The organism is Ornithinibacillus bavariensis, assembly GCF_018333235.1.
GTDB classification, from domain to species: Bacteria; Bacillota; Bacilli; order Bacillales; family Amphibacillaceae; genus Ornithinibacillus; species Ornithinibacillus bavariensis.
This window is the reverse complement of record NZ_BORP01000003.1, coordinates 22,605-40,839: the sequence shown is the minus strand read 5'-3', so window position 1 is coordinate 40,839 and position 18,235 is coordinate 22,605. Positions and strand designations below refer to the sequence as shown.

The window sequence follows — 18,235 nt, the reverse complement described above, 5'->3', positions numbered from 1 at the left end:
TTTAAGACATAAGGAACTTTATCTTACAATACTATGGTATGATTTAGTAAAAAAGAAAGAGGAGCTTTTGCCTATGTTCAGGGGGAAAATAAAAGGGCTAGTTGTAATTTTGTTTTTAAGTATATTTGTGGTTTCCTGTGGTGATCTTGAAGGGAATAACGACCATGGAAGAACTGCAGGCTCCCATTCAAAGAAAAAATTGGAAGTAGAAGAGCCAAAAGAACCTATCAATATAAAACACGAGATAACAATTTCGGCAATCGGAGATATTCTTATCCATAACAGTGTTTATGATGATGCCAGAAATGATGATGGCGGATATGATTTTAAACCTATGCTAGAGCGGGTAAAGCCGTTCCTAAGTGATACAACCATCACGATAGCTAATCAAGAAACGATGATTGGAGGAACGGAGCTAGGATTATCCTCCTATCCATCCTTTAATAGTCCTATTGAGGTAGGTGATGCCCTGAAATGGGCTGGAATCGATGTCGTTACTTTGGCGAATAATCATACATTGGATAGAGGAGAAGCGGCAATCCAAAATGCCATTAAGCATTGGGAAACAATTGATATGATGTATACAGGTGCCTATAAGGATGAAGAAGATCAGAAAACAATAAGAATTTACGATACAGAGGAAGGGATTTCGGTTGCTTTCTTATCGTATACTTACGGAACGAACGGGATTCCTGTGCCAATCGGAAAGGATTATTTAGTTAATTTAATTGACCAAAAGCTAATCGAAATGGATATTGAGGAAGCAAAGGAAAAAGCAGATGTAGTCATTGTTAGTCTTCACTTTGGAAATGAATATGAACGAATGCCTAACCAATCTCAAAAGGATCTTGTCCAATTTGTTGCAGATCTAGGGGTAGATGTCGTATTAGGACACCATCCTCATGTTCTACAGCCAGTCGATTGGGTTACCGGTGAGCAAGGAAATAAGACCTTAGTCATTTATTCTTTAGGTAATTTTCTATCTGGTCAGAATGAATATTATCGCCAAGTTGGTGGAATCGTAAAGTTTACTGTTACCAAAACCATGGAGAATGGGGAAGCATCTGTAAGGGTACACACACCTAAATTTCTCCCAACCTATGTGAAATATAATAATTGGCAGGATTTTGAGGTTATTCCAATGTATCAATTGGCAGATAGTGATTTACCTAATGCAGATCAAAGATATAAAGAAATAAAAGCACATATGTCTCAGTGGATACCGGATCTAAAATTTATAGAAAAATAGTATAAAATATGGAAGGGTAGAATAAAGGGAGCTAACTTATTAGTTCCCTTTATTTTGTAATTCGGTACTTTTTATTTAACACCCATGAGATGATAAGCAGGATAAAACCGATACCCGCGAATAGTATGACCGGTATTCTCATCTCAAGGCCAAAAGTAGGCATAAAGACATTAATCATCACCATTATCCCTATAAAGAGAGTACAAACAATCCATATTTGTAGGAATTCAACCCATTTCTTTTTTACTTTTTCATTAAAGGTAGAAGATTTAATCCATTTTAATATAAGTTTTACAAAACAATAGATGAGAAATAAGTCAATTAGGATATTAACAATGGCAGAGCCTAAAGAGATTTCTACATCATTTGAACCCATATGAAATACATTATTAAAGAAGAATCCTAATGTACCATAAGTTAAACTCATTATTCCTAGTAGATTTATTAGGAGATAAGCTCCAAAAACCAATGAAACGGATTTCTTTTCACCCGGAATTTCTTCAATGATTTCATCGCAGTATTGTTTAATATTATCACCGAAAATATCGTGAGCCGACTTGCCTTCAGATTGTGCAGCTACAAAATGCTCCAATAGTTCCAGTAACACCTCTTCGGTTTGTTGCTCAGATTTATTTGTGTTTGTTCGAATATAAACAAGCATGTCCTCATATATTTTTTTGTTTTCTTCGGTTAATTTTTCTCGTAATCGGTTATTTATCTTTAAAATATCCTTCGCATTCATGATAATGTTCCTCCTTTTTTTAAGATACTATCAACTGGAAGCTTGATACTTTCCCATTGCATAATAAACTGTTTTAGAGCTCCTTTTCCTTCATCTGTTAGGTGATAATATTTTCTTTTTGGTCCTACTTCTGAATGTTGCATCGTGCCTTGTATGAGCTGCTCTTTCTGCAAACGCAACAACAATGGATAGATGGAACCCTCACTTACATCGGATAGCCCGAATTCTTGTAATTTAACGGATAGCTCATAGCCATAAGTTGGTTGTTGATGAATTATTGCTAGGATGCAACCCTCCAAAACTCCTTTAAGCAATTGACTTCTTAATGACAAACTTCTCACCTACCTTGTAAAGCAAGTTACTAATCAAATAATATTGCTACCTTGCTATGCAAAGTAGCCGATATTTAAAGTATAAAGCTTTTTCTATAAAATGCAAGAACTTTTTGGTATGCTTATAAATAAGTGATTTAGTAAAGCATAAATAAAACGTAAAAACATGGGAGAATTTAATTATGGAATGGAAAAACATTTACCGAGGATTGATTATGGGAGCTAGCGACGTGATACCAGGAGTGAGTGGTGGAACTATCGCTGTGCTTTTGGGAATATATGACAGATTGATTGCTGCTATTAATGGAATATTTAGCAAGGATTGGAAGAAGCATTTTGGTTTTCTTATTCCGTTAGGCATTGGAATGGGTACAGCTGTTCTGTTGCTAAGTAGAATAATTGAGTGGTTATTTGAACACTATCCAGATCCCACGAAATTTTTCTTCCTAGGACTTATTATTGGGATATTACCATATTTGTTTCGACAAGCAGATGTAAAGCTGAATTTCAAAGTGAATCATTACATATTACTCCTTGTGGGCGCTGTAGCTGTTGGTTCGATGCTATTTCTTAAGGAAAGAGAAGGTATAATAATTGAAGAGATGACATTACCGATCTATCTACTATTGTTTTTTTCAGCATTTATTGCGAGTGCTGCTATGATATTACCGGGGATAAGTGGCTCCTTCATTTTGCTCGTTATTGGAGTATATCCAGTTGTAATTGGTGCAATAAGTAATTTACAGCTTGATATTCTAGCTGTTGTTGGTGTAGGGATTGTAATTGGGATTCTTACAATGAGTAAAATTATTAATTATTTTTTAGAGCATTATCGCAATGCAACATTTGCAATCATTATTGGCCTAGTCATTGGTTCAATTTTCGTAGTTTTTCCAGGGTGGCCATCAAGTACTTCCGTTGTACTTTTAAGTGTTGCTTCGTTTGCTATCGGCCTATTCGTGGCATATATTTTAGGAAAAGTAGAGTATACGGATGAAAGCAAACTATAGGACAAACGTTTGTATTATGGATACAATAAGGCTAAGTGAAGAAAGGAGAGTTACACATGGAATATATTCAAACAATGGACAAGTTTAATGAAGTAATTAGTAGTGATAAGCCAGTTATTATTAAGTTCTTTGCAGATTGGTGCCCGGATTGTAAGCGCATGGATATGTTTATTGATGGGATTTTAGAAGAATTTAAGAATTATGAGTGGTATGAAGTAAATACAGATGAGTTAAAGGGAATTGCAGAAAAATATGAAGTAATGGGCATTCCGAGTATTCTTATTTTCCAAAATGGTGAAAAGCTTGCACATCAACATAGTGCATACACGAAAACTCCTGAATCAGTAACAGAATTCTTACATCAACAATTAGGTTAAGTATTTAACTTACTAAAAAAGAGAATGTTCATGAACATTCTCTTTTTTATATGAGCTGAAAGGATAATGGGCCACTTTCTTGAAAAACAATTTTTGTATTTTGTAAGGTAAATTGATTGGTAAAGCTCCTTCTATTTTTAAGTTGATATATAGTTGAGAAGGTTGCTTTATCTACTCCACTATAATTTATATTCATGATAGCTTGCTGGTTAGCTAGACTATTTGCTGTAGGAGCAGGTCCATTCCATTCAATGAGAAAAGGTAGCATTGTTTCTTCTACATTGTAGGAAGGAAACAGCATACGCCAGGACAGCAAACTACCATCGGGTTTCTCCCTTTCACCGTGAAAAGGCCCAGAAAACGGAATTTGATTATCGTTGAAATGCTGAATATAATCATCCATCTGATTTGTCCTAAGGGCAAATTGAAAAGGTCCGTGTCGCCCCTTATCGACCATATATACTAAATGTTGTATTAAAGGGTTATCACTCTTCTTCGCCTTATCATAATCACGAATACCTAACCATTCGATATAAGCTTCATTAGAAAAATATGCTAGATAATTATAGGTTCCCCAATTTCCGTGTTCCCCACCCTTAACGGCTTTTATGGCAAATTGTTTATTGTAGGCAACACTATCTTTTTCGGCGTTTCTTCCTGCAATAACAATATGATCTAGTGCTAGCATGTTGATCCCACCCCAATTTTTTTTCTTTCATTATTTACTTATTCATTGGAAAAAGCAATTAATTGAGCAGGTATTTTTCTCATTACTTTTTAATGTTTCGGTGGTATAGTAAAACCAAAAGAACGGATAAGTAGGTGTTGCATATGGGACAACCAACAATTTTAATAGTTGAAGATGAGGAAAAGCTAAGCCGAGTCTTACAGCTAGAGTTAGAATACGAGAATTATCATACAGCAATTGCGAATAATGGAAAAGATGCTCTTCGTTTAATGAAGGAAAAAGACTGGGATTTGGTGCTTTTAGATATTATGATTCCTGAATTGAGTGGACTAGAAGTATTACGGAGAATAAGACGAACGGATGAAAATACTCCGATCATTTTATTAACAGCAAGGGATGCCGTTCATGATAAGGTAAGTGGACTCGATTTAGGGGCGAATGACTATGTCACGAAACCATTTCAAATTGAGGAATTGCTTGCTAGAATTCGTGTTCATCTAAGAAAACCGGTTGAAAGGAAAATGCAGAAGGATATGCTTTCAGTTGGTGATTTGATGGTTGACCTTGCAGGGCATGAGGTAAGAAGAGATGGCAACCTATTAGAACTGACTCCTAGGGAATATGATTTACTCGTATGTTTGTTAAAAAATAAAAATATCGTTCTTACACGTGACCAATTAATCGAACAGGTTTGGGGATACGACTATTTTGGTGAAACGAATGTAGTAGATGTATATGTTCGTTATTTAAGACAAAAGGTTGACAAAGGATATCCTAAATCCTACATTCAAACGGTCCGTGGCGTTGGATATACGATAAAGGATCAGTAATATGAAACTACGGACGAAAATTCAATTATTCACTAGTATTTTCATGCTAGTATTAATCTTATTAATCAATACATCCATTTATTTTCTGTTTTATAAAAACTCGGTGGATAGTGAAATCAAAGAGCTAGCAGAACAAACGGTTACAATTGTATCAACCATAAATAATAATCCAGATATTCCACCAACAGAGCTACTAAAAGCTTTCCTGCCTGCCGATGGAATGATACGGGTTTTTCCTAAGGAAGGAGATCCTTTAGTTCACACAAAAACCAAGGAATATATTGATTTGCCAGGCAGCTATTCAAAAACTGAGAAAAGGGAAGTAATAACCATTAACGGAAAAAGGTTTGCTACTGTGTCTAAACCAATCATATGGAATACAGGTGATGTGGTAACCATACAAATGACGAAGGAATTAGTATCGTTGTCCGAAAATATGAGAATCCTAATTTATGTACTTAGCATTGCTTCAGTGATGATTATTATTCCAATAGTGATTGCTGGTAATATTTTAGCGAGATTTTTACTACTTCCTATCAAATCTCTTATCAGTACGATGAAGGAAAATATGAAACATGGAAAGTGGAAGAAAATTAAAGTAAAGAACCGCTCCAAAGATGAACTACATGAAATGGAAGAGACCTTTAATGATATGATTGATTACTTAAAAGAGAATTATGAAATGCAGGAAATTTTTGTTTCCGATGCATCTCATGAATTAAAGACCCCAATTTCGATTATTAAAAGCTATGCACAATTATTAGCACGTAGAGGTAAAGATAATCCTGAGCTTATACACGAATCGGTTGAAGCGATTGGAACAGAAGCAGATAGAATGCAAAAGCTAGTTGAACAATTACTTGCATTAGCTAAAAATAAGGAAGTCTTACATCAAGAAAAAATTAACTTGTCAGAGCTGTTAGAGGATACAATTGGGGTTTTTGCCAGAGCATATCATCGTGAAATACCATTTCAACGTGAAAAAGCTTTATTTGTAAATGCCAATCGAGACCAATTAAAGCAAGTATTTTATATTTTGATAGACAACGCACTTAAATACAGTGAAGAACAAGTAGATGTAAGTATAGATGAAATAGGAAATAATGTTGTCGTACAGGTCATTGACTATGGTACTGGAATACCTAATTCAGAGCAAGAACGGATTTTCGAACGGTTCTATCGTGTTGATAAGGCAAGAAGCCGCAATACCGGTGGAACAGGCTTAGGTCTTGCAATCGCTAATACCATCATAACAGCACACGGCGGAACACTCTCTGTAACAAGTAAACTAGGAGAGGGATCAACTTTTTCAGTTATACTTCCGGCCTTTGATGAATAATTTTTTCTCACCAAATTCTAATCTTTCTCTCACAAGGATTTCATTCTAGTTGGTTATGATGGATATAACAAAGAACGGGAGGTAAAGGCAATGAAAAAGAAAGTAGTAATAACAATAGCAAGTGTTGTGGTTGCGTCCTTATTAGGCTTTGGTTTATACCATACAAATGCAGCGCAGGCTGACCCGAAATTGACAAGAGTAGAGATTGAAGAACTAGTTTCTGCACAGTATCCTGGAACAATTACAGAAATTGAATTAGATAAAAGCTTTAATCGTGTAGTTTATGAAGTGGAAGTAGAAGGAAATGGTAAGAAATACGAGATTAAATTAGACGGTAATACAGGTGAGATCCTTCAGTTAGAAGAGGAAGTGCTAAAAGTAACTACACAAAATTCAACCGACTTATCCATAAAGGATAAAGCAAATACAGAAGATAGTAAATCTGAAAAGGGTGAAACTAGTACGGATGTAGATAAAGATAAGATAAACGGGAATGATTCCAAAGCAGAAGAGCAGAAGCAGGATGATACAAAATCCGAAGAAAAACAGCAGGATAACGGGATAAAAGTGGCGATTGATTATCAAACAGCCAAAAAAATTGCTCTTGCTGAGTTCGATGGAATAATTACGGAGCTGCAATTGGATGAAGATGATGGTCGTTATATTTATGAAGTCGAAATTGAGGGACCAACTGGTGAAGCGGAATTAGATATTGATGCTAACACTGGAGAAATCATCTCCATCTCCATTGATACCGAGCTTGGGGACATTGGTAAAAATGGCAATTCAAATGGTCAAAGCGATGATTTAGATTAATGGAGGTTTTTAACTAAACAAAAAGGGTCATCTTGGTACAACGAGTATCTGTTGTACCAAGATGACCCTTTTTATTTATTATAAATTAGGCTTTTACCGAGAAATTACGAATAACTTCTGCCTTCACTGTTGGATGCTTCTCAAAATAAGCAAGAATTAATTCGACCATGTCTTGTTGAATCTCCTTTATGATAGGTCTATTCTTAAACATATTATAGTCTCCTCCACCATTTGCGCGGTAATTATTCATTACGACATGGTACCTGCCATCCTCCTTCAAAGCATCCCCCTTGTATGTGATATTCTCAATCCTGGAACCTAGTGGTTTGGATACATTGATAGTGTAGTTTATTCCTTCCCACATATCATAGTTATAATGCTGTGGCTTTGGTGTTACATAGGTTGGATTTACTGTAATGGTTCCATCCTCATCCAAAATGAAATAATCGGCACTCTTTTCTAGAGCTAATTTAATGTCCTGACCACTTAGCTCCAAAACGGTTAACGTATTCGGATACATATAATTAGATACAATATCACGCATGGTCACAACCGGTTGAAAGCCTTTGGAATCATTATTAAGTAAGGCTGTAACTGAAATATCCGCACCGCTTGCTTCCATCTGAACGTTTTGAATAAATTGGATGAAAGGATGCTTATCAACTCTCGCTTTAAATGGATCCTTGATGGTCATATCGCCATCCACATATCCTGTTGGTTGATCTAGCCATTCCTGAGTAGATGCCTCTAGCTCAGACATATAGGAAATTATATCTTCATCTGCTGGAACATCACCAACTTTATTAATATTTGCCATCTTTTTGATTACCTTCCATGTACCATCTACTTGCTCGAACTCTACGTCGATTGCTCCATACATAATTCCGTTATTACCAGGCTGAGCAACGAGAACGCCATTTATTTCACCAGTTAGAATACGATGCTGGTGGCCGGTTAATAGAATGTCGATTCCTTCTATTTCCTGGCACATAGCATAGCCCTGATTTTCACCTGTTAATGCCTCCGTTGGTTCACCAGATTCGATATCCCGTTCGAAACCCCCATGATAGGACGCAATTACTAAGTGTGGCTTTTCAACCTGTTGGATATGCTTAACCCAATACTTTAATGTCTCAAGTGCATCTTTAAATTGTATTCCCTCGATATGTGCGGGGGATTCCCAATTTGGAATATAATGTGTCGTTACGCCAACAATTGCGATTCGTAACCCGTTTTCAAGTGTTTTGATGCAATATGGCTTGCCGAAATAAGGTTCATCATCTTCATTTACCAAATTAGCTGACAGCCATGGATAATTCGATTCATGAATCGCATCTAATAGAACTTTCTTTCCAAAGTTAAATTCGTGGTTTCCGATAACACCTGCATCAATTCCTATTCGATTCATGATTCCAATCATCGGATTTTCTTTATCAGTATGTGATTTTACATAATGAGTCATAAGTGGTGTGCCTTGAATGAGATCACCATTGTCCAGAACTAAGACATGTTGATTTTCCGCGCGCACTTGTTTCACAATAGAAGCGTATTTAGCCAGACCCAGATTACTAGGAGCATTTGTCCCATATAATAGTGGCATCGCATTTCCATGAATATCACTCGTATAGATGATTCTTAATGTTGTCTGATTTTTCACCATGTACATCCCTTTCTACATAGAAGAAACGAAATTAAAGAGGGTACCTTCTTCAATTTCGTTTCCGTAAAGTACTTATACTATTTTACGTCTAATTTTTGCAGATGCAAAGTCAATAATCGTCACGACAATGACAATTGCTAATAAGATCATTCCCATCTCATTCCAATTACGGTTACTAGAGGCGAATATAATCATGGTTCCTATCCCCCCAGCACCTACAATACCGAGAATGGAAGAAGCACGAATATCTACTTCAAAGCGATAAATCGCATAAGATAAAAATTCCGGAGTGATTTGTGGTAAAACACCATAGAAGAGTATTTGGATTTTATTTGCTCCGTTTGCTTCCATTGCTTGAACAACTTCCATGTCAATCGATTCAATAATCTCGGAGAACATTTTTCCGAGCATACCAGTAGAACCAATGGCAATAGCTAAGACCCCAGCAAATGCATTTGGCCCTACAGCAACTACAAATAGAATAGCCAAAATTAAATCCGGAAAAGCACGGATTGCAGATAATATCCATTTGCCAACCGTTGAAACTGCTTTACCGCCCATCATATTTTTTGCTGCTAAGAAGGATAATGGAATAGCCAGGATAGCAGCCATCAATGATCCCGCAAAGGCGATAAATACCGTTTCTAGCATGGCAAGGCCAACCTTACCTGCAGCAGCCCAATCTGGACTAAATAATTTCGGGATGACACGATGGAAGTTGTCAATTGAGCGCTCTATGGCACGACCCCAATCAATATCGATATTTTTAAACGTCCATACATATAGTGCAATTACCAAGATGGTAATTATAATTGCTCTAATTTTTTTGAATAACGACTTTTCCGGCTTTGGAGGTAATTGAAGCTTTTCCATTAGAGCAATGCCTCCCTTAATTTATTGCTTATATATTCAATAATTAGTACGGTCACAAATATTACAATGATAATCGTCATTGCATTCGGATAGTTATAGAATTTAAGCTGTTGGTTCAATACTAAGCCAATTCCACCTGCCCCAACCATACCAAGCACAACTGATGCACGAATATTAATCTCAAAGACATAAAGTACTAAGGATGTAAATTGTGGCAGAACCTGTGGAACTAGCGCATACCAAATCACCTGAAATACGTTGCCACCAGATGCGCGCATTGCCTCTAAAGGATTCATGTCTACTGATTCAATTGTCTCACTAATTAGCTTTGCAAGAATACCAAGTGAGAAAACGGTAAGTGCCAATATTCCTGGAAAAATACCAATACCGAATAATCCAACGAAAATAACCGCTAATACTAAATCAGGAATCGTACGCAATAGGTTCAAAATAGTTCTTGTTAAATAATACAATGGCTTAAAGGTTGTGATATTTTGCGCAGAAAGCACGGCTAATGGAACAGTTAAAATAGCTGCAATGGTTGTTGCAATGATAGCCATTTGAATAGTTTGGGCCAATGCATTCCAAATATCAGGTAATATTGAAAAATTCGGTGGGAAGAACTTTTCAATTACGCGATACATATTTCCAAGTGCACCACTCAATCCGCTAACCATATCTCTTTGTGTCCAGGCCATACTGAATATATAAATTCCTAGGACAACAAAAAAGATGATCGTCACTTGCAGCTTTGTTTTAGCGGGGTATAGCGGTATGGATTTATTTGTTAAGGAGTGTGTTTCGTTAGTCACTATTCCTCTGCCCCCCCACGCAAGTCATCCTCACGAATAGAACGGCCATAAATTTCTTCAAATGTCTTTTCAGATACTTCAGCAACTGGTCCATCGAAAACAACTTCACCTGCACGCATTCCGATAATACGGTCGGCATATTCCATGGCCATATCAATGAAGTGTAAGTTTACAATGGTGGTAATATTATCTTCCTTATTGATTTTTCTTAAATAAGTCATTACCTGATGGGAAGTAGGTGGGTCAAGTGATGCAACAGGTTCATCCGCTAAAATATATTTCGGTTTTTGGGTTAGTACTCGGGCGATACTAACACGCTGCTGCTGACCACCACTCAATTCATCCGCACGATTATAAATTTTTTCTTCAATATTTACACGCTTTAAGCTTTCATATGCTAACGCTTTATCCTCATTGGAGTACAAGTTAAAGATCGAACGTAATGTTCCTGTATGTCCTAAGCGACCTGCTAGCACGTTTTTAAATACATTCGAGCGCTTTACTAGATTATAGTTTTGGAAAATCATTCCGACTTTTGTGCGGAGCTTGCGAAGATTGCCACTATGATAGTTTAAGATATCTTCTCCATCTACTAAAAGGGAGCCAGAGGTAGGAGTTACTAAACGGTTAATACTACGGATAAACGTAGACTTGCCTGCACCGGATAATCCAACTATAACAACAAATTCTCCGTCATTGATTTTCACATTTATATTTTTTAAACCTTCTGTTCCATTGGGATAGACGAGGCCTACATTCTTAAATTCTATCATTCCAAATCCTCCATTATAGGCGTTAATTTTCTTTATTGTATCATCTCTTAGTGCTATCTAACATGATAAAAGGGAAGTTACGTACCCTTCCCTTTTAATTCTATATATCTTGAATATTAGTCTAGTCCAACAGAATCTTTGAATTTTGCATACGTATCTTTAACAACCTGATACTCCTCGTCAGAAGCTTCATCAATTCCGTCCCAGTTGTATACATCATTCATGATTTTAATCATATCAGGATCATCATTAAAAGATAGGAAAGTATCCTTTACTTTTTGAACAAAGTCTTTATCAAGTTCTTTTGTAACAGAAATCGTATCATTTGGAATATCATCGGTATAAGCTAATACTTTTAATTTATCCATGATGTCTGGATATTCCTTCACAAGTTCAGTACGAACATCGTCAAACGTAGTTGCAACATCAGCATCACCTTCATAAACGGCGATTGCTGCATTATCGTGTCCACCGGTAGAAGTTGTACCACCAAAGAAATCTGACTCTAATTCTGCTGCAGATGCAAGATCAAATTTTTCCATCAGCTGGTTTGCAGGGAATAGATAACCAGAAGTTGAACCTTGGTCAGCATATGCCCAAATTTTACCTTTTAGGTCCTCTAGACTGTTGATACCGGAATCAGCACGTACTAGATACTGTGCTTTATATGTACCTGATCCGTAACGGATAGATTTTAAGATTACTTCTACATCGTATTGTTCTTTTGCAAGCACATAACCGAATGCAGGGATGAAACCGATATGTACTTGATTGGCACCCATTGCTTCAACTAGAGCATTGTAGTCAGTCATTACTTGGCTCTTAACCTTGATACCTAGCTCTTCACCTAAACGGTCTGCTAATGGTGCTACAGTATCAGCAATTGTATCAGAATCTTGAGAAGGTACAAAGCCGATTACGAGTGTATCGGGAATCATTCCTTTACTTGAGTCTTCATTAGATGATTTGTCTGATGATTTTTTGTTATCATCAGCACCTCCACATGCTGCCAGTACAAGTGCTAAACCAAGGATAAGCACTAGACTATAAAGTTTCTTCATTGTGACCCTCCTATGAATAATTAAGTTATAATATTTACCTTTCTCTATAATTAAATAACAAATTGCTAGAAAATGCTAGACTTTTTTTAATGAATTTACACCTTTTTTACATTATTTGAAGAAAAATATACTCTTTTTGAGTATGTATCATTCGGTTTTTTCTTTAATTAGTATATACTAATTACTATTTTGAAACCTTTTTTGGGGAAATTACGTAATTAAGGTGGTGGTGATTAGGATGAAGGTACTAGAGGTTAATCAATTAGATGTCCAAGTGAAGACTACTAAACTGTTAGAACAAATAACATTTTCAATTGATGCCGGTTCTGTTGTGGCACTTCTTGGGCATAACGGTGCAGGTAAATCAACATTAATGAAAACTATCATGGGAATACAAGAAAAATCAGCGGGAGATATCGTGGTACAAGAGGCATATAATCAGGATATCGACTTTTTGAATTACAAAAAACAAATTGCTTTTATTCCTGAAGAACCAATGCTGATGTCTGAGCTTACAGCAATGCAGCATTTTCAGCTATATGGAAAAAGCTATCAGCTTGAGGAAAAAGAGCTAATGGCGCGTGTTGAACGATATGTAAAAGGGTTTGAGCTACAAGACAAGCTAAATGAATACCCAGAATCTCTTTCAAAGGGAATGCGACAAAAGGTGCAAATAATTTGTGCCATGTTACCTGATGTTCCTTTATTACTAATTGATGAACCATTTATGGGTCTTGATATATATGCGGTTGACTTTTTTGAAGCGATGATTGAGGAAAAAATGAAGAACGGAGCCAGTATACTACTTACGACTCACCAGCTTGATCGAGTCAAAAATCTTGCAAATCAATTTATCATGCTACAGGAAGGTAAGTTATTACATAAAGGGCAGGCACAGGAATTTGAGACAATAACAAGGAGAAGTGGAAAGCGATGAGAGGTTTTTCTTCTTGGCATGCCTACTGGTTTATTCGTTTAAATCGTTTCCGAAAGAAAAAAGAAATTAAAAAAAGATTAGTGGCCATGTCCATTGATAAGACAACTGCCTTTTATTTATTGGTTGTTGGGGGCTATTTATTTGCAAGTATTTTTATTTTCAATGACTATTTAGCTATGTATCAAGATGAATTTCTTTTTATTGAGCAGCAAGCAGAAATGCGGTTCTGGCTAATCTTAATGATTGTACCTATACGATATGTTTTTCAAGCGTTTCGATTTCCTGGGCTTTTCATTTCTAGCTCGGAATACCAGTTGGGAATGCTCCCATTTTCCATGAGAAGGATTACCTTGTATATTGCTTTGGAGAAGTGGGTGAAACAGTTTATAAGGTACTTAATGATTGGGGCAATTGTCGTACTATTAACACCAATAAATCCAATTCTGATCTGGTTATACTTTTTTATATTTTGGTTTATTGAAGTTTTAATGACTATCCCACAGTGGAAGCTATTCCAAATGAAATGGTATGTGAAGTTATGTGTGATTAGCGCTCTGCTTCTAATAAACATTGTAGGGACTTTAACAGGCACAACTATTCTATTTAGTGTTCTTATTTTAATTGTAGTATTGCTAAGCAATTTCTATTGGTATGGAAAAATATTTACTAATATTAATTGGGGAAGAGTGACTGAGGTCAACGACTACCTTATATGGAGTATGCCATTAGTAGCTCGGGCAACAAAAACTAAGTTTAAGAGGCAAAGAAGATACAATATATTCCTGAACAGTGCTACGAGGAAAAAGCCTTTCTCCTATACAGAAAGCGCTATTTATAAAAGGCTTTGGCTACAGTACTTTAGGGAAAATATAGAGCTAGTGGTGAAGGTGATTGGTGGTTTACTGTTAGCAATCATCGTCTTGTTCTTTGTCCATGACCTAGCTGCTTTAATAGGAATTGCAATTAGTATTCATGTATTGACAACCTTTATCGCTAGCCTTTATGTGGATAGATTCCATACAGGAATTGTTCAAGTATTACCGTGGAATGTAGATAGTTTTAAACGAACAGTAAATCGCTGGGTTTTAATTGGCTGTATTCCACTGTTTATTCCTATCTTTATTTATTCTTATGCTCGTTTTTCCTGGCATGGAAGCTTATTTATTTTATTACTAATTAGTTTGTTTTTATTTAACTATATCGTTAAGATGGAGAATGCTGCAAAGGTATTAGACAAAAAGCTCGATTCTTCATTAAAGGGCTTTTTATCTTTCCTATTATTAGGGTTTATCTTATTGTGTGAGATCAACCCATATTTTTCACTGGTTTCAATAGGGATTTTTAGTTGGATCTATTTTGAGAAGCGATACTTTGTCCGAAAGAGGTACGGTGTTTAATCGTACTTCTTTTTTTGGACTAAACACATAATAATTAGGAATTGCATAAAGTGAAGTAAAAAGGTAAAAGGAAAGGGTGTGTCATATGAGGCAATTTGGGCAACCTCCATATCCTTATCAAAATTATCAGCAATCATACCAGGATTTACAGCAGCCTTTCCATCCAGCGCAACAAATGCATTTTCAATCGATGCTCCAGCAGCCTAAAACCCCTTTTGAACAATTTTCTAAGCCGAAGCAACCCCAAGATTGGTACGCTAATAATCAAGCTTTACAAGGGAATCTTCAACAAGCCCAAGGATTTCCTCAACCAATTAAAAAGTCGCAGTTCCATGATCAAAATGGTCAGTTGAATTTAGATAAGGTATTGTCCACGGTGAGTCAATTAGCAAATACGTATCATCAAGTATCCCCAATTGTTAAACAGTTTGGAGACTTTATGAAAATATTCCGTTAAGTCCAGATTATGTATAGAAATAGCAAAAGCGGGAATAGGAGAGTTAAGGTAATATTTCATGCAAATTAGGGAAAAAGAAAAAAGACTATTGTACCCAACGCTCTTACGATAGATTTTCATAAAGGAGATTACAACATGATAGGTTGCTTAATTATTCATGGTTTCACTGGAGGACCTCATGAATTAGAACCACTGACGGAGTATTTAAGAGAGAAGACGAATTGGCATATAGCAGTTCCAACTTTACCAGGACATGGAATTAAATTAGCTCTTGAAAATGTTACGTATAAAAGCTGGATTGAAACCGCTGAATCTTCCTTACAACAATTAAGGGAAAAATACGATGAAATCTATATTATTGGGTTCTCGATGGGGGGAATGATTGCAGCTTATTTAGCTGCAAAATATAAGGTGGATAAGCTAGTATTATTAGCTACAGCAGGTAAATACTTATCATTGAAGCAAATTAGTGTGGATATTGGAACGGTAATCAAGGATGGAGTAATGGGAAGGCTTAGCGAAAATAAGCTATACCGGCATTATAGGCGTAAACTTAGTAGTGTACCACTAAAGGCAAATTTGGAGTTTCTAAAGCTAGTGAGATTGACAAGAAAGTATTTACGTAAGGTGGAATCTCCTGTATTAATTGCTCAAGGTCAGCAAGATAATATGGTACCTTATAAGACTGCCTATTATTTAGATAAGGAGATACCTTCAAAGCGGAAAGAAGTTGTATTTTTTGAGCGATCAAGACATTTAATTTGTCTCGGAAATGACAAAGACACATTAAATAAAATGGTTTATGAGTTTTTGGAAAAGCCAATAGGGATAAAGAATAAGCATTTTGATATGGTATAGGAAAGGGCCCTCCCTATGTCTCTTTAAACCTTTACGGTTATTAGATTTGGGGATGACCCTTTGATTTCGTTATCGATTTAATCTTTAAAGAAAGCAATAACAAGTGCACCTTCTCCACCATAGGTGGAAATTAGTGGACCCATTTCGGTTAAATAAGTGCTTTTGAACGTATACTTTTCCTTTATTTCTGAGAGAACAGCTTTTGCTCGTTCCGATGCATTACAATGTGTCATGACTAGAATTTTGTCTTCGACTGATTTGGCATATTCACCTATTTGTTCCACAAATCGCCTAATTGATTTCTTATCACCACGTACTTTTTCGGAAACTTCAATCGTCCCCTCGTCGCTTCCCTTCATCAAGAGCTTGATGTTTAGAGTTTTAGCAATCGTTCCTTTTACTTTATCCAGTCTCCCACCGAGCACAAGATTTTCCAATGTTTTTAAAACGAAGAGTGTAGCAGTATGTTTAACCATTTTATTTAAATGGCTGACAATCTCTTCGAATGAGTAATTTTCTTGTATCTTTTGATAAGCTTCAAATAACATTAATGCTTGGCCACAGGAGGCTGTTTTTGTATTAATCACTTCTATTTTTCGATTGGGCTCTTCTTCTAATAGTAATTTTTTCCCTGCAACAGCGTTATCATATGTGCTACTTAACCCGCCTGATAGACTAAGCATAATAATAGGTGTAGAAGGATCTACTTGCTTGTAGGCTTCATAAAAATCATTTGGACTCGGTGCTGCAGATCGGGGCAATTCCTTTGTCTCTTCGATTTTTTTGTAAAAGGTAGCTAGGTCTAGATCGACACCGCTTTTATACTGCTGATCTCTAAAATTTAAATATAGTGGGATAGTTTTTATATCAATAATTCCGGATAGCTCTTTCGGGATATCTGCTCCACCATCGGTCATTAATTGAATTGTCATGGACTCACCTATTTCTAAATTAGTTGTCTCCTTATTATAACGTGTATTGAATAGTAAAAATAGTTTCAAGTTAGTTATTTTTTTTATGCAGGGTGACATTTGCCTTTCTAGTGGTGCTCATAATAAATAAAAATAAACCAAAAATAACGATAGTACCGCCAAGCCACTGAGACCATGTAATTTTTTCATCAAGTATAAAATAAGCGAGTATTGAAGCACCAATGGGCTCAAAAACTATCGCCATACTAATGGTAGATGTACTAAGCCATTTAATCGCCCAGTTGAACAAGCTATGTCCTAGGAAGGTAGGGAATATAGCTAAAGCCAAGAAAATAATCCAATAGTCTACAGAGTAACCTGTAAAGGAATTTGTTAATAGTAGGTTATATAGAAGTAAGGTAATGGAACTTACTCCATAAACCACAAACGTATATGTCATCAGAGATAGGCGTTTTCGTGCATTTTGACCGGCTAAAAAATATGCTGTGATTGCAATCGCTCCAATAAACGCTAAAATGTCACCGAATAATGCCATACCACTAATTTGAAAATCACCCCAGCTGATGATTACACTTCCTAAGAGAGCAATCACCATACTAATTATTGCTCCTGGTGTAAATCGCTCTTTAAAGAATAGGTACGTACCGATAAAGGCAAAAATAGGCTGTAGGGTAACTAATACAACGGAGCTAGCGACCGATGTATAATTTAAGGATTCAAACCAAAGTATAAAATGAAAGGCAAGGAAAATACCAGCAAATATCGAAAGTATCCAATCCTTTTTTTCAATACCCTTAAATTCATGGCGATATTTTAGTAACATAAGTGGTGCCATTAGAACGACTGAAAAAAACAGACGATAAAAAGCAATAATAGCTGCAGGTGCATTACCAACTAATTTCACTAGTATTGCTGAAGTTGATACCGAGATAACTCCAATTACAACTGCTATATATGGGTTAAATGGAGGGACTCTCATCTTACTAGCCTCCTAAAATAATATGTATCATTGTAATAAGCTATATTTACTTATCATACCATGTTCAAATCGAAAAATCATATTGCAACTAGCTTGTATGATTCTTAATGTGT

Annotated in this window: 20 protein-coding genes; 10 read left to right on the top strand and 10 right to left on the bottom strand. The window is 36.1% G+C overall.

Features of this window, described 5'->3' with window-relative positions; genetic code table 11:
* The first annotated feature begins 73 nt into the window (after nt 1-73).
* Complete coding sequence (locus tag KI338_RS08840; protein ID WP_212920653.1) at nt 74-1,249, top strand: CapA family protein; 1,176 nt, start codon at nt 74-76, stop codon at nt 1,247-1,249.
* Between the two features lie 49 nt (nt 1,250-1,298).
* Here KI338_RS08840 and KI338_RS08835 read toward each other — a convergent pair whose 3' ends face one another.
* Nucleotides 1,299-1,991: a DUF1129 family protein gene (locus KI338_RS08835; RefSeq protein WP_212920652.1), complete on the bottom strand. Its 693-nt coding sequence runs from the start codon at nt 1,989-1,991 to the stop codon at nt 1,299-1,301.
* Nucleotides 1,988-2,323, bottom strand: coding sequence for a PadR family transcriptional regulator (locus KI338_RS08830; protein ID WP_212920651.1), 336 nt, complete (start codon nt 2,321-2,323; stop codon nt 1,988-1,990). The genes KI338_RS08835 and KI338_RS08830 overlap by 4 nt, the downstream gene beginning before the upstream one ends.
* Before the next feature lie 182 nt (nt 2,324-2,505).
* Between KI338_RS08830 and KI338_RS08825 the strand changes: the two genes are divergently transcribed.
* The gene (locus KI338_RS08825; RefSeq protein ID WP_212920650.1) at nt 2,506-3,333 is read left to right on the top strand and encodes a DUF368 domain-containing protein; all 828 of its coding nucleotides are present in this window, start codon (nt 2,506-2,508) and stop codon (nt 3,331-3,333) included.
* A gap of 56 nt (nt 3,334-3,389) precedes the next feature.
* Complete coding sequence (locus KI338_RS08820; protein WP_212920649.1) at nt 3,390-3,710, top strand: thioredoxin family protein; 321 nt, start codon at nt 3,390-3,392, stop codon at nt 3,708-3,710.
* Nucleotides 3,711-3,756: 46 nt separating this feature from the next.
* Here the strand turns inward: KI338_RS08820 and KI338_RS08815 are convergent, their stop codons facing one another.
* Nucleotides 3,757-4,398 (bottom strand): VOC family protein, encoded by a 642-nt coding sequence (locus KI338_RS08815; RefSeq protein ID WP_212920648.1) that lies wholly within the window; start codon nt 4,396-4,398, stop codon nt 3,757-3,759.
* Nucleotides 4,399-4,541: 143 nt separating this feature from the next.
* Between KI338_RS08815 and KI338_RS08810 the strand changes: the two genes are divergently transcribed.
* From KI338_RS08810 to KI338_RS08800, 3 genes are all read left to right on the top strand, one after another.
* A complete protein-coding gene (locus KI338_RS08810) occupies nt 4,542-5,228 on the top strand; it encodes a response regulator transcription factor (RefSeq protein ID WP_212920647.1) in 687 nt (228 codons plus the stop codon).
* Between the two features lies 1 nt (nt 5,229).
* Complete coding sequence (locus KI338_RS08805) at nt 5,230-6,567, top strand: sensor histidine kinase (RefSeq protein WP_212920646.1); 1,338 nt, start codon at nt 5,230-5,232, stop codon at nt 6,565-6,567.
* 90 nt (nt 6,568-6,657) lie between these two features.
* Complete coding sequence (locus KI338_RS08800; RefSeq protein ID WP_212920645.1) at nt 6,658-7,383, top strand: PepSY domain-containing protein; 726 nt, start codon at nt 6,658-6,660, stop codon at nt 7,381-7,383.
* Between the two features lie 85 nt (nt 7,384-7,468).
* On the opposite strand, the gene KI338_RS08795 is transcribed toward KI338_RS08800, so the two are convergent.
* The 5 genes from KI338_RS08795 to KI338_RS08775 all read right to left on the bottom strand — a co-directional run bounded on the left by KI338_RS08795 (nt 7,469) and on the right by KI338_RS08775 (nt 12,562).
* A complete protein-coding gene (locus tag KI338_RS08795) occupies nt 7,469-9,043 on the bottom strand; it encodes a bifunctional metallophosphatase/5'-nucleotidase (protein WP_373306335.1) in 1,575 nt (524 codons plus the stop codon).
* Between the two features lie 72 nt (nt 9,044-9,115).
* The gene (gene phnE, locus KI338_RS08790) at nt 9,116-9,916 is read right to left on the bottom strand and encodes a phosphonate ABC transporter, permease protein PhnE (protein WP_212920643.1); all 801 of its coding nucleotides are present in this window, start codon (nt 9,914-9,916) and stop codon (nt 9,116-9,118) included.
* Nucleotides 9,916-10,728 (bottom strand): phosphonate ABC transporter, permease protein PhnE, encoded by an 813-nt coding sequence (gene phnE, locus KI338_RS08785; protein WP_212920642.1) that lies wholly within the window; start codon nt 10,726-10,728, stop codon nt 9,916-9,918. Before phnE (KI338_RS08785) ends, phnE (KI338_RS08790) begins: the two co-directional genes overlap by 1 nt.
* Nucleotides 10,728-11,501, bottom strand: coding sequence for a phosphonate ABC transporter ATP-binding protein (gene phnC, locus KI338_RS08780; protein ID WP_212920641.1), 774 nt, complete (start codon nt 11,499-11,501; stop codon nt 10,728-10,730). Before phnC ends, phnE (KI338_RS08785) begins: the two co-directional genes overlap by 1 nt.
* Before the next feature lie 116 nt (nt 11,502-11,617).
* Nucleotides 11,618-12,562 (bottom strand): phosphate/phosphite/phosphonate ABC transporter substrate-binding protein, encoded by a 945-nt coding sequence (locus KI338_RS08775; protein WP_212920640.1) that lies wholly within the window; start codon nt 12,560-12,562, stop codon nt 11,618-11,620.
* Nucleotides 12,563-12,800: 238 nt separating this feature from the next.
* Between KI338_RS08775 and KI338_RS08770 the strand changes: the two genes are divergently transcribed.
* The 4 genes from KI338_RS08770 (at nt 12,801) to KI338_RS08755 (ending at nt 16,211) form a co-directional block, all read left to right on the top strand.
* Nucleotides 12,801-13,499 (top strand): ABC transporter ATP-binding protein, encoded by a 699-nt coding sequence (locus KI338_RS08770; RefSeq protein WP_212920639.1) that lies wholly within the window; start codon nt 12,801-12,803, stop codon nt 13,497-13,499.
* Complete coding sequence (locus tag KI338_RS08765) at nt 13,496-14,896, top strand: hypothetical protein (RefSeq protein WP_212920638.1); 1,401 nt, start codon at nt 13,496-13,498, stop codon at nt 14,894-14,896. The genes KI338_RS08770 and KI338_RS08765 overlap by 4 nt, the downstream gene beginning before the upstream one ends.
* A gap of 85 nt (nt 14,897-14,981) precedes the next feature.
* Entirely contained in the window at nt 14,982-15,353 is a 372-nt protein-coding gene (locus KI338_RS08760; protein WP_212920637.1) for a YppG family protein, read from the top strand.
* Nucleotides 15,354-15,488: 135 nt separating this feature from the next.
* A complete protein-coding gene (locus KI338_RS08755; RefSeq protein WP_212920636.1) occupies nt 15,489-16,211 on the top strand; it encodes an alpha/beta hydrolase in 723 nt (240 codons plus the stop codon).
* Between the two features lie 77 nt (nt 16,212-16,288).
* On the opposite strand, the gene KI338_RS08750 is transcribed toward KI338_RS08755, so the two are convergent.
* Entirely contained in the window at nt 16,289-17,143 is an 855-nt protein-coding gene (locus KI338_RS08750) for a DegV family protein (protein ID WP_212920635.1), read from the bottom strand.
* 70 nt (nt 17,144-17,213) lie between these two features.
* Complete coding sequence (locus KI338_RS08745) at nt 17,214-18,122, bottom strand: DMT family transporter (protein WP_212920634.1); 909 nt, start codon at nt 18,120-18,122, stop codon at nt 17,214-17,216.
* Between the last annotated feature and the right edge of the window lie 113 nt (nt 18,123-18,235).

What these genes read in the sequence shown, in the direction of transcription:
- KI338_RS08840 (WP_212920653.1), top strand. Translation starts at nt 74, where the DNA reads ATGTTCAGGGGGAAAATAAAAGGGCTAGTTGTAATTTTGTTTTTAAGT.
- KI338_RS08835 (WP_212920652.1), bottom strand. Translation starts at nt 1,991, where the DNA reads ATGAATGCGAAGGATATTTTAAAGATAAATAACCGATTACGAGAAAAA.
- KI338_RS08825 (WP_212920650.1), top strand. Translation starts at nt 2,506, where the DNA reads ATGGAATGGAAAAACATTTACCGAGGATTGATTATGGGAGCTAGCGAC.
- KI338_RS08820 (WP_212920649.1), top strand. Translation starts at nt 3,390, where the DNA reads ATGGAATATATTCAAACAATGGACAAGTTTAATGAAGTAATTAGTAGT.
- KI338_RS08815 (WP_212920648.1), bottom strand. Translation starts at nt 4,398, where the DNA reads ATGCTAGCACTAGATCATATTGTTATTGCAGGAAGAAACGCCGAAAAA.
- KI338_RS08810 (WP_212920647.1), top strand. Translation starts at nt 4,542, where the DNA reads ATGGGACAACCAACAATTTTAATAGTTGAAGATGAGGAAAAGCTAAGC.
- KI338_RS08805 (WP_212920646.1), top strand. Translation starts at nt 5,230, where the DNA reads ATGAAACTACGGACGAAAATTCAATTATTCACTAGTATTTTCATGCTA.
- KI338_RS08800 (WP_212920645.1), top strand. Translation starts at nt 6,658, where the DNA reads ATGAAAAAGAAAGTAGTAATAACAATAGCAAGTGTTGTGGTTGCGTCC.
- KI338_RS08795 (WP_373306335.1), bottom strand. Translation starts at nt 9,043, where the DNA reads ATGGTGAAAAATCAGACAACATTAAGAATCATCTATACGAGTGATATT.
- phnE (WP_212920643.1), bottom strand. Translation starts at nt 9,916, where the DNA reads ATGGAAAAGCTTCAATTACCTCCAAAGCCGGAAAAGTCGTTATTCAAA.
- phnC (WP_212920641.1), bottom strand. Translation starts at nt 11,501, where the DNA reads ATGATAGAATTTAAGAATGTAGGCCTCGTCTATCCCAATGGAACAGAA.
- KI338_RS08775 (WP_212920640.1), bottom strand. Translation starts at nt 12,562, where the DNA reads ATGAAGAAACTTTATAGTCTAGTGCTTATCCTTGGTTTAGCACTTGTA.
- KI338_RS08770 (WP_212920639.1), top strand. Translation starts at nt 12,801, where the DNA reads ATGAAGGTACTAGAGGTTAATCAATTAGATGTCCAAGTGAAGACTACT.
- KI338_RS08765 (WP_212920638.1), top strand. Translation starts at nt 13,496, where the DNA reads ATGAGAGGTTTTTCTTCTTGGCATGCCTACTGGTTTATTCGTTTAAAT.
- KI338_RS08760 (WP_212920637.1), top strand. Translation starts at nt 14,982, where the DNA reads ATGAGGCAATTTGGGCAACCTCCATATCCTTATCAAAATTATCAGCAA.
- KI338_RS08755 (WP_212920636.1), top strand. Translation starts at nt 15,489, where the DNA reads ATGATAGGTTGCTTAATTATTCATGGTTTCACTGGAGGACCTCATGAA.
- KI338_RS08750 (WP_212920635.1), bottom strand. Translation starts at nt 17,143, where the DNA reads ATGACAATTCAATTAATGACCGATGGTGGAGCAGATATCCCGAAAGAG.
- KI338_RS08745 (WP_212920634.1), bottom strand. Translation starts at nt 18,122, where the DNA reads ATGAGAGTCCCTCCATTTAACCCATATATAGCAGTTGTAATTGGAGTT.